Annotated in this window: 14 protein-coding genes and 1 tRNA gene; 7 read left to right on the plus strand and 8 right to left on the minus strand. The window is 39.2% G+C overall.

What is annotated here, in order from left to right; all coding sequences use genetic code 11:
• Nucleotides 1-34: 34 nt before the first annotated feature.
• The 4 genes from H6F45_RS22140 to H6F45_RS22155 form a co-directional block, all read right to left on the minus strand.
• Nucleotides 35-790, minus strand: a complete 756-nt coding sequence (locus H6F45_RS22140) for a DUF4351 domain-containing protein (protein WP_190348399.1) — start codon at nucleotides 788-790, stop codon at nucleotides 35-37.
• Nucleotides 791-877: 87 nt separating this feature from the next.
• Nucleotides 878-4,663, minus strand: a complete 3,786-nt coding sequence (locus H6F45_RS22145) for a serine protease (protein WP_190348396.1) — start codon at nucleotides 4,661-4,663, stop codon at nucleotides 878-880.
• Nucleotides 4,664-4,996: 333 nt separating this feature from the next.
• Nucleotides 4,997-5,569 (minus strand): COP23 domain-containing protein, encoded by a 573-nt coding sequence (locus H6F45_RS22150; RefSeq protein WP_096565846.1) that lies wholly within the window; start codon nucleotides 5,567-5,569, stop codon nucleotides 4,997-4,999.
• 164 nt (nucleotides 5,570-5,733) lie between these two features.
• Nucleotides 5,734-6,909, minus strand: coding sequence for a trypsin-like peptidase domain-containing protein (locus H6F45_RS22155; RefSeq protein WP_190348397.1), 1,176 nt, complete (start codon nucleotides 6,907-6,909; stop codon nucleotides 5,734-5,736).
• A gap of 92 nt (nucleotides 6,910-7,001) precedes the next feature.
• On the opposite strand from H6F45_RS22155, the gene H6F45_RS22160 reads away from it, so the two are divergent.
• The 3 genes from H6F45_RS22160 to gmk all read left to right on the plus strand — a co-directional run bounded on the left by H6F45_RS22160 (nucleotide 7,002) and on the right by gmk (nucleotide 9,289).
• Complete coding sequence (locus tag H6F45_RS22160) at nucleotides 7,002-7,187, plus strand: hypothetical protein (RefSeq protein WP_190346188.1); 186 nt, start codon at nucleotides 7,002-7,004, stop codon at nucleotides 7,185-7,187.
• 1,061 nt (nucleotides 7,188-8,248) lie between these two features.
• Nucleotides 8,249-8,515: a DUF370 domain-containing protein gene (locus H6F45_RS22170; protein ID WP_096565850.1), complete on the plus strand. Its 267-nt coding sequence runs from the start codon at nucleotides 8,249-8,251 to the stop codon at nucleotides 8,513-8,515.
• A 177-nt stretch (nucleotides 8,516-8,692) separates the two neighbouring features.
• On the plus strand, nucleotides 8,693-9,289 hold the full coding sequence (gene gmk / locus H6F45_RS22175) for a guanylate kinase (protein WP_190348401.1): 597 nt from the start codon (nucleotides 8,693-8,695) through the stop codon (nucleotides 9,287-9,289).
• Nucleotides 9,290-9,359: 70 nt separating this feature from the next.
• On the opposite strand, the gene H6F45_RS22180 is transcribed toward gmk, so the two are convergent.
• From H6F45_RS22180 to H6F45_RS22190, 3 genes are all read right to left on the minus strand, one after another.
• Nucleotides 9,360-9,881 (minus strand): photosystem I reaction center protein subunit XI, encoded by a 522-nt coding sequence (locus tag H6F45_RS22180; RefSeq protein ID WP_137669457.1) that lies wholly within the window; start codon nucleotides 9,879-9,881, stop codon nucleotides 9,360-9,362.
• A gap of 128 nt (nucleotides 9,882-10,009) precedes the next feature.
• Nucleotides 10,010-10,159 (minus strand): photosystem I reaction center subunit IX, encoded by a 150-nt coding sequence (gene psaJ, locus H6F45_RS22185; RefSeq protein WP_096565856.1) that lies wholly within the window; start codon nucleotides 10,157-10,159, stop codon nucleotides 10,010-10,012.
• A 40-nt stretch (nucleotides 10,160-10,199) separates the two neighbouring features.
• Nucleotides 10,200-10,694, minus strand: coding sequence for a Photosystem I reaction center subunit III (locus tag H6F45_RS22190; protein ID WP_096565858.1), 495 nt, complete (start codon nucleotides 10,692-10,694; stop codon nucleotides 10,200-10,202).
• Nucleotides 10,695-10,884: 190 nt separating this feature from the next.
• Between H6F45_RS22190 and H6F45_RS22195 the strand changes: the two genes are divergently transcribed.
• Both H6F45_RS22195 and tsaD read left to right on the plus strand, forming a co-directional pair.
• On the plus strand, nucleotides 10,885-11,043 hold the full coding sequence (locus H6F45_RS22195; protein ID WP_190348398.1) for a hypothetical protein: 159 nt from the start codon (nucleotides 10,885-10,887) through the stop codon (nucleotides 11,041-11,043).
• Nucleotides 11,009-12,046 (plus strand): tRNA (adenosine(37)-N6)-threonylcarbamoyltransferase complex transferase subunit TsaD, encoded by a 1,038-nt coding sequence (gene tsaD / locus H6F45_RS22200; protein ID WP_137669474.1) that lies wholly within the window; start codon nucleotides 11,009-11,011, stop codon nucleotides 12,044-12,046. The genes H6F45_RS22195 and tsaD overlap by 35 nt, the downstream gene beginning before the upstream one ends.
• Nucleotides 12,047-12,365: 319 nt before the next feature.
• On the opposite strand, the gene H6F45_RS22205 is transcribed toward tsaD, so the two are convergent.
• Nucleotides 12,366-13,295: an alpha/beta hydrolase gene (locus H6F45_RS22205; RefSeq protein WP_137669475.1), complete on the minus strand. Its 930-nt coding sequence runs from the start codon at nucleotides 13,293-13,295 to the stop codon at nucleotides 12,366-12,368.
• 1,456 nt (nucleotides 13,296-14,751) lie between these two features.
• On the opposite strand from H6F45_RS22205, the gene H6F45_RS22210 reads away from it, so the two are divergent.
• Both H6F45_RS22210 and H6F45_RS22215 read left to right on the plus strand, forming a co-directional pair.
• Nucleotides 14,752-15,279 (plus strand): GNAT family N-acetyltransferase, encoded by a 528-nt coding sequence (locus H6F45_RS22210; protein ID WP_096565864.1) that lies wholly within the window; start codon nucleotides 14,752-14,754, stop codon nucleotides 15,277-15,279.
• 269 nt (nucleotides 15,280-15,548) lie between these two features.
• A tRNA-Pro gene (locus H6F45_RS22215) sits at nucleotides 15,549-15,622 on the plus strand.
• Nucleotides 15,623-16,091 lie beyond the last annotated feature (469 nt).

The following is a 16,091-nucleotide window of genomic DNA, read 5'->3' on the forward strand; positions in this document are numbered from 1 at the left end:
GGGGTTTAGTATTGCTAAACCCTGACCAATATTGCTAAACTTGATGTTGTGCTAACCAAGCTTCTAAATCACTTAAACTAGAAAAATCAAGTAAAGCCTCAGCTAAATCTTCTAACTGTTCTGATTCCATAGCTTCAAGTTTCAATAATTGTGCAGGTGGAACAGTTCCGACTTGATGACGGAGTTGTCGTGTCACAATTGCTAAAGCTTTTTCCTGTTGGATATCCTGATAAATTACAGACTCGCGCATAGCATCACTCCGCAATAATCTTTTAATCAGTTTCTTGTTTAATACTAACCCAGCTAATATCGCCGTTGAAGCAGCAACATTACTTTGGATTCGGGTATCGTTTATTTGCTCAATAGCTTCTGCAACCTGTTGTAATATTAGCGTTTTATCCTCAGTTTGACTGAGAGTTGCAAACGGTAACAAACCAGGAGTATTTAAAAATATGTCGCTGGGTTGTTCCCAAAGACGAATAACGCCAAATTCATGACGGGTATTTTCTAAAACAAAGGCTGTTTGCTGGACTAATTCGGATGTGGTTGGTTGTAGATAAATCACAACCTGACGCATCCGTTTATTGGGAAATTTGCGATACACCCTTAACCGATAATCCGCCATTCTAAAGGGAATTTGGGCTTTTGGTTCAGTTTGGAATTCTATATGCAGAACAATTTCATCTGACTGTAACAGAATTAACGCATCTGCTCGAATCGGTTCGAGGGATAATTCTGATGGACTGAGTTGGGTGACAAATAACCTCCTCAAAATCATAAAATACAACATGAAAAAACTACAAATAATATCCTGTAAATCCTTAAATCCTGGATATCCTGATTCAGACAAATAAAATGTTATCAGCAAAGAAACTTTCTACAAACCTTTTAATAAATCCATAATTTGTTGATAAAGAGCAACATTTCCTTGAGCCTGTAATAATTGTGCTGCTTGTTGGAAATTTTCAATTGCCTTTTGTTTGTCACCAAGTTGATAATAAACTAAACCGCGACCCATGTAAGCCTGAGCATAATCAGGATTAATTTTGATAGCTTGGTTAAAATCTGCCAGTGCTAATTCCCATTTTTTCTGATTATAGTAAAGAACACCGCGATTTTTGTAGGCATCAGCATAATCAGGATTAATATTGATAGCTTGGGTATAATCTGCCAGTGCTAATTCCCATTTTTTCTGGTTTTTGTAAAGAACACCGCGATTGTTGTAAGCCTGAGCATAATCAGGATTAATTTTGATGGCTTGATTATAATCTGCCAGTGCTAATTCCCATTTTTTCTGGTCACTGTAAAGAAGTCCGCGATTGTAGTAAGCCAGAGCTAAATCAGGATTAATTTTGATAGCTTGGTTATAATCTGCCAGTGCTAATTCCCATTTTTTCTGGTCACTGTAAAGAAGTCCGCGATTGTTGTAAGCAGCAGCTAAATCAGGATTAATATTGATAGCTTGGTTATAATCTGCCAGTGCTAATTCCCATTTTTTCTGATTATCGTAAACAAGACCGCGATTGTAGTAAGCCTGAGCATCATCAGGATTAATTTTGATAGCTTGATTATAATCTGCCAGTGCTAATTCCCATTTTTTCTGGTTTTTGTAAAGACCACCGCGATTGTTGTAAGCCTTAGCATAATCAGGATTAATTTTGATAGCTTGATTAAAATCTGCCAGTGCTAATTCCCATTTTTTCTGCTCATAGTAAAGATTACCGCGATTGTAGTAAGCCTCGGCATAATCAGGATTAATTTTGATAGCTTGATTATAATCTGCCAGTGCTAATTCCCATTTTTTCTGATTATGGTAAAGATTACCGCGATTGTTGTAAGCCTGAGCATAATCAGGATTAATTTTGATAGCTTGGGTATAATCTGCCAGTGCTAATTCCCATTTTTTCTGATTATCGTAAACAAGACCGCGATTGTAGTAAGCCAGAGCATAATCAGGATTAATTTTGATAGCTTGATTATAATCTGCCAGTGCTAATTCCCATTTTTTCTGGTCACTGTAAAGAAGTCCGCGATTGTTGTAAGCAGCAGCTAAATCAGGATTAATATTGATAGCTTGGGTATAATCTGCCAGTGCTAATTCCCATTTTTTCTGGTCACTGTAAAGAAGTCCGCGATTGTAGTAAGCCAGAGCTAAATCAGGATTAATTTTGATAGCTTGATTATAATCTGCTAGTGCTAATTCCCATTTTTTCTGGTCACTGTAAAGAGCACCGCGATTGTTGTAAGCACCAGCATCATCAGGATTAATTTTGATAGCTTGGTTATAATCTGCTAGTGCTAATTCCCATTTTTTCTGGTCACTGTAAAGAACACCGCGATTGTTGTAGGCATCAGCATCATCAGGATTAATTTTGATAGCTTGATTATAATCTGCTAGTGCTAATTCCCATTTTTTCTGGTCACTGTAAAGATTACCGCGATTGTAGTAAGCCAGAGCAAAATCAGGATTAATATTGATAGCTTGGTTATAATCTGCCAGTGCTAATTCCCATTTTTTCTGCTGAACGTAAAGATTACCGCGATTGGTGTAAAATCCCGAACGGGGGCTGAGTTTAATCGCTTCATTGATCGCTACCTCTGCTTCTGCATACCTTTTTAAAGCAGATAATACACCCGATTTCTCATTATACCAATTAGGATTATTTGGTTGAAGTTCAATGGCTTTATTGATTGCTGGTAAGGCTTCCTTTGGTTGCTGTAAGTATATATAAACTTTACTTAGCTGACTCCAAGCAGCAACAAAATCAGGTTGACTTTTCACTGCTTGTTGCAATGGAGCTACCGCTTCTTGATATTTTTTCTTACTACTTAAAGCCAAACCCTTGCCATAATAAGCTAAGTGAATAAAGGCTGGTTTTAGCTGAATCGCTCTATCAAAAGCCTCTATAGCTTCTGGCAAACGACGTAAACGCCACAGTTGATTTCCTCTTTCTATCCATTGACTGGCGGTAGTATTTCCTTTGGAAACATCTACTGATAATATTGCTGCTTGTATAGAGTTAACTTGTTGTTGATTTAATTTTGCTGCTGGGGTAGTTTCTACTTTTTGTCCTTGGGTATCTAGTTTGTTTGCTATTGCTAAAAAGGTACTGATAGGAATACCTAAACTATTACCTATTTGTACTTTTCCACCACTACTACCTCTATCACCAGTTTTTTCATCAATAGCTGTTTCTCCCTCAGCACGTCCATGAATACCTATTACTCTTCCTTGGGTATCTAATACTGGTCCCCCACTCATGCCCCCAAAGGTGATACTTCTATAAACTAATTCATATCCTCCGGTTAAGGAAACTGCACTTTGACTAACACTTGCACTGACATTTCCTGAGTTCCCAGAACTATTGTTTCTAAAATCTGATTGGTTAGTTTCAAATAATCCTTGTTCTTTACTAAAAATCTGCCCCATTGTCAACCGCCAAGGTGATGTTTGCCCTAATTTGGGATATCCTGCTGTTAATATATATTCATAATCTTTTGGGTTGTGATTTGCTAAGGTGGCAATTTGATATGTTGCTGGACTTCTAAATTTAACTACTGCTAAATCTACTCCTGATTCTAGTTTAATACTGCCTTTTTCTATAGGATATTGTTTACCATCTGGAGCAAGAATTGAATAATTAAAAAGTCCACAGGATTGAGTTTCATTTTCACTTTCACAGAAAATATGAGCCGCAGTTAAAACAGTATAAGTATCTCCTTCTTTAGCGATAATTACCCCTGAACCATTAGATTCATCACTACTATCAATTCTCACGGTTATTTGTTTGGCTTTTTGTTCTATTTCTCCTAACCATCCTGTTAATGCTGGTACGTCTGGTACTGGTTGGGAAATATTTGGTACAGGTAAGGAATAGGCGGTGAGAATTTCTGGTTTTACTTGTGCTAATAAGGTGGAAGTTGGTATTCCCCAACTGAGTTTTCGCATTTCCTGGATTTCTGCATTGCTAGGACGTGAACCATCAGGATAAACATAACCTGTATTTAATATTGGGTATGCACTTCTACCATTTATCCCTATGATTTGTCCCACAGAGTTAATGATTGCACCGCCACTCATTCCTTGGTCAATATCACTACTATAACCAATTTGATAGCCTTCTTTTAGTGGTTTATCGGCTATTTTTTCTACTCTACCAGTGCGAAATACTATTTGTCCTTTGGTAGCAGAATATCCCGCCGCCATTACTTCCATTTCAGTATTAGGTACGGAATTAGCTACTTCTTGTAAACAGTAATTTTCATTGCTTTGAAATTGTAATAATGCTAGGTCAAATTTATTAAAGTTAGTGTTAGGAACTGTTTGTGCATTATAGGTTTTACCATCTGCTGTTGTTAAAGAAATTTTGTTAACTCCTCTAATTACATGAGAATTAGTTAAAACTAGATAAGTATTTCCTCGTTTAGATAGGAGTGTTCCTGAACCGCTGTTATTATCACCTATTACTCTGACTGTAATTCTCTTGGCGATGATTTGTAGTTGTTTTTGGGAATATGCTCCAGTGTCACCATTATCGGCTTTGATTTGACAACTGATATTATCAATTGCTGCTAGGGAGATAGAATTAGATGAAGTTTCAATACTCAAAGTGGAAACTAATAAAAATGCTAAAGAGAAAATGCTGACTGTTTTGGTATTCATGTTCATGATGGGTGATTTGTAAATTATGTAAAATGTACGTATTTAGGGTTTGCTGAATAAACCTAAAACCTTGATATATCAAAGGTTAGAGGCTGATAAACACAGAAATTAGTGCAAGGGTTTTGAAGGGTATACCGGAAAAAGTGTGCATTTTTGGGGATTTCAAGAGATGGCAAAGAAATTTTCAAATCTCCTCCTGACTCCTGACTCCTGACTCCTGACTCCTATGCCCTCACGGAAAGACTTTCTCAGCAACCCCTATTTAGGATTTCTATGTGTGTTTGATGTAGGGGTAGCGCCCCCGTGCCTACCCCGGTTTTCGGAAAATAACCTCTAATTATTGTTAGTTAAGGGGGATTTTTTTAAAAAATCTTTCACACTTACATACAACTGTTCACCTGAATTTTGGAAAATTATCCCTCCACTTTTACCTTCAGCAATATCCATTAACTTTTGTATTACGTCCTCAGCATCACTCCCTGTTTTTAAGGTAAATAGTTGATTACTAGGATTGCAAGTTTCTCCTTGATTAAGAACACCACAGATAACAGAATATCCTTTAATTTTCCCAGTAGACAGAAAATTCAAACGACCTTGTTCATAAAACTCTTGGAATTTTTGCGAGACTTTTTGACAGCGTTCTGCTGGAGTCCAGCCACCTTTATTAAAGTATTCAGATTTCCAGCCAATAAAATACACATGACCTTTTCTTTCAGGAATCCAAGCAACTGTAGTCGGAATTCTCTCACCACTTGCTGCATCAAACATTGACTGACAAAGGAAAGTGACTTGATTTGATTGTGATTCGGCAGCAGTTGATTGGCTAAAATTGGCAGGTAGACTAATAGTTGCTAAAGATGTGACAGCAGCTAGTCCTAAAGTGATGAAAAATGATTGTTGTCGCATAATATTGTTGTTGAGATTGATAAATTAAAAAATCATTATTTTAAGGTAATGGATCACATATTTGATAAATTGTTAGATTATCAAATAGTGCTTTTTTCTGTAACCGTTAAAAAACTGACTCCTGTTCATTAAAAAATCCTTTTTTAGCAAAATATACCCACTATTTAAGGTTTAGCTGTTACCTGTAAACTGTAATTTCCAGTTTCTCCTCGTTGTTGAGAAGTGGCAACTATTATATAAACTCCATCTTCTGGTAATGTCATATCTATTTGAGCATTAAAATCACCAGCCCCTCTATCATCATTTTCGGTTATTTTGCTATAAAAAATTTGACCTTCAGAAGATTCGCTCACTTGAAATAAACTCAAAAGTGAATTAATTTTCTGACTGGTCATTTCAATTACTACCCGTTGACCGGCTCGACCCTGAAATTGATATAAATTCATAAAGTTACCATTTTCAGAAGCAATACCATCCTCTGGATTTAAATTGCCATTAATGATCTGACCGTTAAGTGAGATACTGGCAATAGCAGGTTTTGTGGATCTCTTAAATAGGGTAGAGACAGAAGAAATATCTTTTTTTCTGGCAGCAGTAATAAAAGATTGCACTTGAGCAACAGGAATAGCAAAATTCATCCCACTATTTAATTTTCCTGGTCCGACAATTCCTGCTGTATTCACGCCAATCACTTGACCTTTGCTATTAAGAAGTGGTCCCCCAGAATTACCTCCTTGTATCACTGCATCATGTTGAATTTCTCCAGTCCTGGAATCAATACGAGTAATGTTTCCTTGGGTAAAAGTGTCTTTGAAATCTGCATCCAGAGGAGTACCAAGAGTGAAAATGCGATCGCCTACTTTCGCAGATCCAGCCGCAGCTAAATCAAGTGTCCGCAAGTTTTTCTGATTATGGATTTTCAGCATTGCCAAATCTAATCCATTTTTACCAAAACCCAATACATCAGCCGCGACTTTCTTCCCATCAGAAAAAACAACAGTCACTACACTGGGGAAATCTTTTGGATTATACTTTTCTACTTCTTCTTCATTTCTTGGTGGTGGTTTAATGACATGAGCATTGGTGATAATTAACCCATCTTTACTGATAATAAAACCACTACCATGACCTTGACCTGTTTGAACCGTCACCACAGCCGGACTTGATTTTTGATAAACTTGGCGGGCAATCTGTTCCTGGGATGTTTGTGCTAGTACAAGGTTAGAGTACAGTGCTTTTTGCTCCCTGAAGGATAGCTGCTTTTCAAAGCTATTCACCCCAAGAACGGTAAATATAGTGCATATTACACTTGCACATTGTAAGAATCTGTTGTTCATCATCGTTTGATACACAATTCGGATACAGTTAATATTTCAACCTGGAAAAACCAACGCTATAAAGCTTATTAATGCAGAATATCAGTAAATAGGGGTTGCTGAGAAAGTCTTTCCGTGAGGGCATAGGAGTCAGGAGTCAGGAGTCAGGAGGAGATTTGAAAATTTCTTTGCCATCTCTTGAAATCCCAAAAAATGCACACTTTTTCCGGTATACCCTTCAAAACCCTTGCACTAATTTCTGTGTTTATCAGCCTCTAACCTTTGATATATCAAGGTTTTAGGTTTATTCAGCAAACCCTATATACAGCTTTATTTAATAGACTGTGTTTGCTCATTCTTCCATCTCCTCCAATCAATATGCCAACTACTTGTCTGCTCCTGTTTGGTTTTCTTTCACAGCTTGTAGTTTTTACGCAGATACTCAAATTTGTTACAAAACTTCATTTATTGACCGAAAAAATTTTAGATTTTAGATTTTAAGCTGTTGTGCATTTAATTTGTATAAGTGGAACAGGCATCTTGCCTGTTAAACAAGAGTTCAGAATATTAGGATTATACAATTTAGCTGTGTAACAGCTTAGATTTTGGATTTTAGATTGAAATCAAAGTCTAAAATCTAAAAACAAGGTTTCAAGCCTCTCCATTCATGGAGAAAAATACAAATGTTTTTCGCCTTCAAGCCTCTTCTTTAAAGGAGAGGATAATCCAAAATCGCTCAGTACAAGGTCTGTTTAGCCTCAGTCTTTGTTACCAAGTGTACATTCTTGTTACGTATTTCCTCCCTTGTCACCTTGTCTGCCTTGCCCTCCAAGTCTTGCCCTCACGACAATGTAAAATACCTACCCTTGTGAGGGATAATGGGGGATCTCCAATACGTAGGGTTTGCTGAAAAAGTCTTTTTGTGGGGGCAGGCAAGAGACCAGGCAAGAGGCAAGAGTTTGGGCTATCTGTTATCCCTAGATTTTATGACTTATTCAACTCAAAATGCACGCTTTTGGGAGTATCCCCCTCAAAAATCTTGCACCTACTTTCTTTTTTAGCAGCCCCAACCCCTTGATTTATCTGGGTTTTACATTTATTCAGCAAGCCCTACGTAAATTTCGTTAACCGAACAGTATTGGTGGGCAATCTAGCGACGACTACCTTTTATGAATATAATTTTCTATATATCCTTAGAAATATTTTTAGCATTTATAGCTGATAAAAAGCTAAAAGCCGGGAGTTGTGATTTAAAAACTCAAGATATCAAGACTTTAATCGTTGTAACTCCCATTTTTTATGTATAACATGAGAATATGTTTATCAAGAACTTTTCCTCGCGCCTAGAGCGCCTATTTTTTTTATGGATATTCAATTAATCAACATCGGTTTTGGCAACATTGTTTCCGCTAATCGAGTAGTTGCCATTGTCAGTCCAGAATCTGCCCCAATTAAGCGCATTATTACAGATGCAAGAGATAGAGGGCAACTGATAGATGCCACCTATGGTAGACGAACTAGGGCTGTCATTATCACTGATTCCAGTCATGTTATTTTATCAGCGATTCAGCCAGAAACGGTAGCAAATCGGTTTGTCATTTCCCGTGAGCATCAGACTGCTGATAACTAATTATAGGTGGGGCTGTCAACCCCTCCTATTTATGCTATGTCGACGCTAGGATATCAATTAGACAAGTTTTCTGTCACTGGTGCTACAATTCTAATTCTTTAGTCTTAGCTTGCTCTCGCAACAAAGCATAAGACTAATGAATAACGTTTATTGATGAATTCAGAAGTTGAAGGGATAATGCAAGTCTTACCCATACCTAGTGGTGCTACTACCCCAGAAAGTCCGTCTTTGGGCAAACTGATTGTTTTAACTGGTCCGAGTGGAGTTGGCAAAGGAACTTTGATGCAAAAGCTCCTCCAACTTCATCCAGAGCTTTATTATTCAGTATCTGCCACGACTCGTTCTCCCCGTCCAGGAGAAATTAATGGCCAAAATTATTACTTTATCACCCGCAGCCAGTTTGAAAAATTAGTTGCTCAAGGGGAATTTTTGGAATGGGCGGAATTTGCTGGTAACTATTACGGAACTCCCCGTGCAGCGGTGCTTGAGCAAATTCAGTCTGGTAAATTAGTGATACTAGAAATTGAATTGGAAGGGGCAAGACAAATTAGGGATTCCTACCCTAACGCACTGAGTATTTTTATACTACCGCCTTCATTTTCAGAACTAGAGAAACGGATAAGGGGAAGAGGACAAGATTCTCAAGAGGCGATCGCTCGTCGTCTAAATCGCGCCCAAGAGGAAATAGAAGCAGCAGCAGAATTTGATATTCAAATTGTCAATGATGATTTGGAAACTGCTTTAAATCAAATTGAAGCTGTTTTATTTGAGTAATAGGTAATAGGTAATTGGCAAAAATGATTAACAATTACCAATCACCAATTACCCATTACCACAGATTAAATTAACCGATTAAACCTTGGATCAGTCCAGAGTTGACAGTCAAAAAGAAAGCAACTACAGCACCACCAATACCACCAATTAAGAAAGCACTAGCGAAGTTATTCCAGCTTTCTTTGGAGTTAAAAGCATCCATTGGAGGGTTAGGTACAGTTACACTGGGAAGTGCTGATGCTGGATTGCTATTAGCATACAAGGATAAACAAGCTGTAAGAATTACAACCAAGCCAATACTACCCAATAAACCAGCTAAGTTAGCGTTAGCAGCATCCCGCAGAGGACCTAACTTATTAAAAGGTCCAAAGAGCAAGTAACCATGAGCCATACCTACTTCCAGCCCGCGTCTAAAAGGATTTAGTCCAGGACGATAAGCGGGTAAGTTACCAATAAACCACTTAACCAGGGGAGAAGAATTAACTGGGGTTTCCAAGTTTCCATCTTGAGGATTACCGCCAGCTGCTCTTACAGTTTCCCGATTTCTGGGATCACTGGAGAGATTTTTGGATGCGTTTACTGCTTGTGCCATATTTTATGTTGCCTCAAAATTCAAGCTTCAAAATTCAAAAGGGGTGGCATTGATTCAGTTATCAGTAAACAGCAATCAGATTTGATGTATTTACTGGGTACTGTTTACTGATATCAACCCGTTTTACCCTATGGTAGAGGGTGGAAAAGTAGGTCAGGGAAGAAGCGGTTAAATTCGATCAAAATGCCCGCTGTAATGGTCAGCCAGATGGTAGCGGCTACAGGTGCTGTAGAAATGAACTTAATCAAATAGGATGATTGTTCGCCTTTGTCAGCCATGAATTTAGTCTCCAAAAACAAGTGAATGAGAGCAGATGAATTAGCGTGGAGAAATAGTGATTTCTGAATCCTTAGCGGTTAATTCACCAGAGAGAAATTCTTTGATTGCAGCTGCTGGCCAAGCAAACCCAGTAGCAATGATGGGTAGTGCTAAACCCAAATCAATTTGGATTTCTTTTTGCTCAGTATCAGATTCCTTTTTGATCGCTTGTAAGTAAGCGCGGCCAACCCAGCCGATCCAACCAGCGATATACAGGAAGAGAATGCTGGGGATTAAAAAGTCTCCAGCCCGATCCAAGCGACCATCAACAATCAAGTGAGGATAGCCTTCAGGACCACATAAAGCCTGAGAATAGCGTTCAAACCGCTTTTTACCAGATTCAGGGTCAGCGGTGGTATTACGGGCATTTAGGGCAAGCTCTTGAAAAGCGGGAGAATCTTTACAGGGAACAAGGTTAGCGCCCAGAGCATTAGCTGAGGGGGCAAAATTGAACCAAAGACCAATCGCTAAAATCAAAGCAAACAATCGTCTCATTGAGTTGTTTCCTTTTATTACAAAACAAGAAGTTTTTTGTACAACACGAAGCGGCTTGTACAATGTTTAATTTGGATAACTAGCAAGTCATCATACTCTTGGCTGGGAATCGAGTAAAGTTTAAGTAAATAAAAGTTAAAGCTTCGCAACCAAAAGTAAGGTTTGGTGATTGGTGATTGGTGATTGGTGATTGGTGATTGGGAAAAATAGTCTCCCCTGTACCCTGCACCCCTTGCCTCTTTCTAGTCCCCAGTCCCCAGTCACCAGTCCCCAGTCCCCAGTCACCAATCCCCAGTCACCAATCACTAATCACCATGACCACAGTTTTAGCGATCGAAACAAGTTGTGATGAAACTGCTGTGGCAATTGTCAAGAATCGTCAAGTGTGCAGCAGTATCATAGCCTCGCAAATTCCCGTCCATCAGCAGTATGGTGGGGTAGTTCCAGAAGTAGCTTCAAGGCAACATTTAGAAATAATTAATCAGGCAATAGCCCAAGCTTTCGATGAAAGCGCAATGAACTGGGGACAAATTGACGGGATTGCCGCCACTTGTGCGCCTGGACTGGTAGGAGCATTGTTGGTAGGGTTAACGGCTGCCAAAACCCTGGCTATGGTGCATGAAAAACCATTTTTGGGAGTTCATCACCTGGAAGGTCATATCTATGCTACTTACCTAGCACAACCCAATTTAGACCCCCCATTTCTTAGCTTACTCGTTTCAGGCGGACATACAAGCTTGATTTATGTTAAAGATTGTGGTAATTACGAAACTCTAGGAGAAACCCGTGATGATGCGGCGGGTGAGGCTTTTGATAAAGTGTCAAGATTATTAAAGTTGGGATATCCCGGCGGACCTGTGATTGATAAATTGGCGCAGACAGGTGATCCCCAAGCTTTTGTATTACCAGAAGGAAGAATTTCCCTACCAGGTGGGGGTTATCATCCCTATGATGGCAGTTTTAGCGGTTTAAAAACGGCTGTATTAAGGTTAGTGCAGCAGTTAGAAAAAGATGGTGGACAATTGCCCGTAGCGGATATTGCAGCCAGTTTTCAAGAAACAATAGCCAAAGCCTTAACCAAAAGAGCGATCGCCTGCGCTCGTGACTATGGTTTAAATACAATTGCCGTAGGTGGAGGTGTAGCGGCCAACAGTGGACTCAGAAAGCATTTACAAGCTGCGGCGGCCGAGAATAATCTCCAAGTCCTATTCCCGCCCTTAAAATTCTGTACTGACAACGCCGCCATGATCGGCTGTGCAGCGGCTGATCATCTTTCCCGTGGACATACATCTTCTCTCACCTTGGGCGTTCATTCTCGACTGCCTTTAACCCAAGTCATGCAGTTGTATTAGAAGGCAGGAGGCAGGGGAAGATGAATAACCCAATACCCAATACCCAATACCCAATGCCCAATGCCCAATGCCCAATGCCCAATGCCCAATGACTAATGACTAATGAGGGGTTGCTGAATAAACCCAAAATACTCGTAAATCAAAGGTTTGAGGCTGATCAGGAGGAAAGAAAGTGCAAGATTTTTGAAGGGTATACCTTAAAAACTGTGCATTTTGGGTCTGATAAATTAGAAAATCTGGGGATAACAGATAGCTAAAACTATTCCCTATTCCCTATTCCCTATTCCCTGCCTCAACGAAGGGACTTTTTCAGCAAACCCTAATGACTAATGACTAATGACCGAATATGATCAGCAACGGCATTTGGTTGTTCTAACATTGCCAGATGTCCACAATTAGGAATTTCAATAAAATTATTACCAACGTATTGGAACAGCCTATGGAAGCTGGCTAAATGGCGTACATATTTGGGTTCCATAAGCTTGTCATCCGCACCAGCTAAAAAATAAACTGGTTGCTTTATTTGTGAAACTAACTGAGGTAAGCGGTTCACTTCTTCCTCTGTTGTAGAGTCTAAAAGCGTTCCTAGTGCAGCTTCTGGATCGGCAACAACAAAATCAATAATTCGTTGACGCGCCCAAAAACGGTCTAAAGGACGTGATACACTGGCTCTGGTAAAGAGCAAATCAATCCAAGGCACTTGGTAAAGCCAGCGTGGCCGAACTTGGAGAAATTTTTGACCCTTTGAGCGAAACTGCTCAAATGCTTCTTTAAGATAAATTCCACCACCAGCATTAATACAAATAACTCCTTTAACACGGTCAGGTAATTGAGATGCTGTCCATAGAGCAATAGTACCTCCCAAAGAATGACCAATGAGCCAAACACTCTTGAGATTGAGAACTTCCAGCAGAGCTATTAAATCTTGAGAGTATGAGGCAGGAGAATACAGAGAATCAGCAGTATAGCTAACTAATTTAGGATCTGTGGTGGAATTGAGCTTTAGTTTGTGCAGTTTTTGGGCGTTTCGGCTGTGATTAAAATCAAATTTTGCCTGAGACTGAGATTCACCAAAACCTCGCAAATCATAAGACAAGCACTGAAAATCAACTGATAGGCGAGAAATCACAGGTTGCCAGTATCCACGACTGTTGAGCCAACCGTGGATAAACACTAAAGCATGAGGGTAAGAGGTGGGAGCCGTTAACTCATAAGCGTGGGGAACGCCGAAGATTTCTATTGTTGCCATATCCATATCGTAACCCGAAGAGCGGGTGCGACTAAATACGGAGAGCAAGTCCTAAGTTGACAATTTCATAGACAAAACTATACTTATATTGACAAAAATCAATATATTTTTAGGAAAAAATCAACTACTTGATATATAATACGGTGATATCAAGTATTGAATTGAGACTATTGCCGACGCGAAAACCAAGCAATGATGGTGGTAGTCTTTTTCAGAAACTTAATTGGAACACAATCGCGTCTGGCTAAGGCGTGAAAGTCTACTGAGGGATAACTGCTCCCATGCTCCCGTTGAAGTAGAAAGTAAAGTCTAGTTTTGTCTAGGTTTTATATAGCAGAAAAATAGTTATGGGGCTGGAGATGTGGGGAACAAACAGGGGAGCAGGGGGAAGTTATAGCTCACAAGGGTAGGTATTTTACATTGTCGTGAGGGCAAGACTTGGAGGACAAGGCAGACAAGGTGACAAGGGAGGAAATACGTAACAATAATGTATATTTAATAACAAAGACTGAGGCTAAACAGACCTTGTTTTGTATAAAATCTTCCTTGTCTACTTTCCCTCCTTATCTTCCATGTCCTGCCTCAACAGATAATATTAAAAACCTACCCCTGTGAGGGAAGTTATAGGAGGCAGGAGGTAGGAGGCAGAAGGCCGTTTTGGAAAAAATTTTGGCTTTCAAAGGCGTTAGCGTAGCGGGACGAAGTGCGGTTTTAGACCCGATTTTTTTGATAAAAATAAAGCTATAGCCGTAGTTGTAGACAGAGTAGTTAGGACATCAATTGACCATGAAAGTCTTACTAAAATAGGGTTTTACCCTTGACTCCTGACTCCTGCTATAAAACTGTGTTATTTACTACTTGGCTATTATATTTTTCTGTTTTGGCCGCTGGAGCATAGGAGCATAGATTTTACCTAAAGGTGAAAATAGAAGTAGAAGTTTGATATCATACTAGCTAATGACGGAAATTCTACATAATTTATTGTTTTCATCTATTTGTTTTTTGAGGTTTAAGTTCACAAGTTGGCTAAGGCGATCGCCTCCATTGTCGTTTTTGCTGTCAATCTTGGGCAAATGATTCTGTTTGGGTCTGCATCAGCGGCAAATTCATCAAAATTATAGATATGGATACATCAAAATACCTGATCATGCAGTATCTTGATTTCAGTGGCACAAAAAATCAACCACTAAAAACAATCCAGCAGATGAAAGTCCAGGAATTTGCCAAAAATACCCTGTGCTTTAGCTAGGTGATTGTAAAAACAAAATGCTAAAGTTAAAAATGATTGGTTTGAAACTTTTAGTAACTGGCTGTCAAAAGTCCCCATCCCGAAAACACCCAACGTAATTTTTTAGGTTAGGTGTCTGAAGATAGAACAGAGACAGTGTTTTTACTAATGATTCAACACTCTCAAGCAGAGTCACCAATTCAGTCATGTTACCCGAACCACGTTGGCATGGGTTTTTGGAAAACTTGGTTTAGTAGTTCTGAATCTGTAGCGACAAATAAAACGACCGCATTTGATGAGTATGGACGGGGAGATAAAGGTAACTCTAGCGCCGGAAGCGACAGTATCGTTTTTAGCACTGAACGCGATATCGACCTGTATGAACTAGAAGAACTCTGTGATGCGGTGGGTTGGTCGCGTCGTCCTCTGAGAAAAGTAAAAAAAGCCATTGAACATAGTTTTCTCGTCGCGTCTATGTGGCAAGTACGAGGAAATAAAAGGCGTTTAATTGGTTTTGCCCGTGCTACCTCAGATCATGCTTTTAATGCCACTATTTGGGATGTGGTAGTTCATCCAGACTTCCAAGGTCAAGGTCTGGGTAAGGCATTGATGAAATATGTCCTCAAAAAACTCAGAAGTGAAGAAATTAGCAATGTTACTCTCTTCGCTGACCCTCATGTTGTAGATTTTTACCGGACTATGGGTTTTATGCCTGACCCAGAGGGTATTAAAGGGATGTTTTGGTATCCTCAATGATCCTCAAGCAAACAAAACAGGTTGCCGCCATAAATTCGCTATCATACCTAAGATGTGCTATTATTGTTTGGTTGAGCAATGAGCTTTAATCTAGCAGGATCAACTTTTTCAGGCTTAGTCAACAGAAAAACTCTTATTAAGGAAGTGATTTGATTTTTTTCCCTGTAAGGGGTTGGCAATCTGTTTTTAGTATGATATAGTTAGAAAGATGCTTGAGCAAAACATAATTTTTGTTATGTGCAGCTAAACTATCAACAGTGAAAATTTTTCGGGATGTAGCGCAGCTTGGTAGCGCGCCTGCTTTGGGAGCAGGATGCCGCAGGTTCAAATCCTGTCATCCCGATTTTAGATAAATATTAAGATTATGGTAGAACTGTTAACTTGCTATAAATTCACTAATATGTGAGTAAATAGTATAGTATAGATTATATATTTTTTATTGGGTTATTGATAAAAGTTACTAATACATACTAACAACCCAAGTTCCTAGTTAGGAATACGAGTCAGGAGTTAGGAGAAAGAATGAATTATGATGGTGTTCCCTGCTTTTTTGCTGTCTACTTATCCTTGTTACTTGGATTTGAGACAATACTTTTCGGTTAAGCCCAAAAAATAAAATTCTGTAGGTTGGGTTGAGGAACGAAACCCAACATTTATAAGCTTTTGTTGGGTTGCGCTATCGCTTAACCCAACCTTGTATCTTAGAGGTATGTTAGAGGAAGTGGTAGACCGTCCCAACCTTGGTCAGAAAAGACCGCTTCGTAGCAAGGATCACCACAACAATCTCCATGACAGAACTCGAACAGTCGCCT

Origin of the sequence: Sphaerospermopsis sp. FACHB-1194 (assembly GCF_014696235.1) — a bacterium.
GTDB classification, from domain to species: Bacteria; Cyanobacteriota; Cyanobacteriia; order Cyanobacteriales; family Nostocaceae; genus Sphaerospermopsis; species Sphaerospermopsis kisseleviana.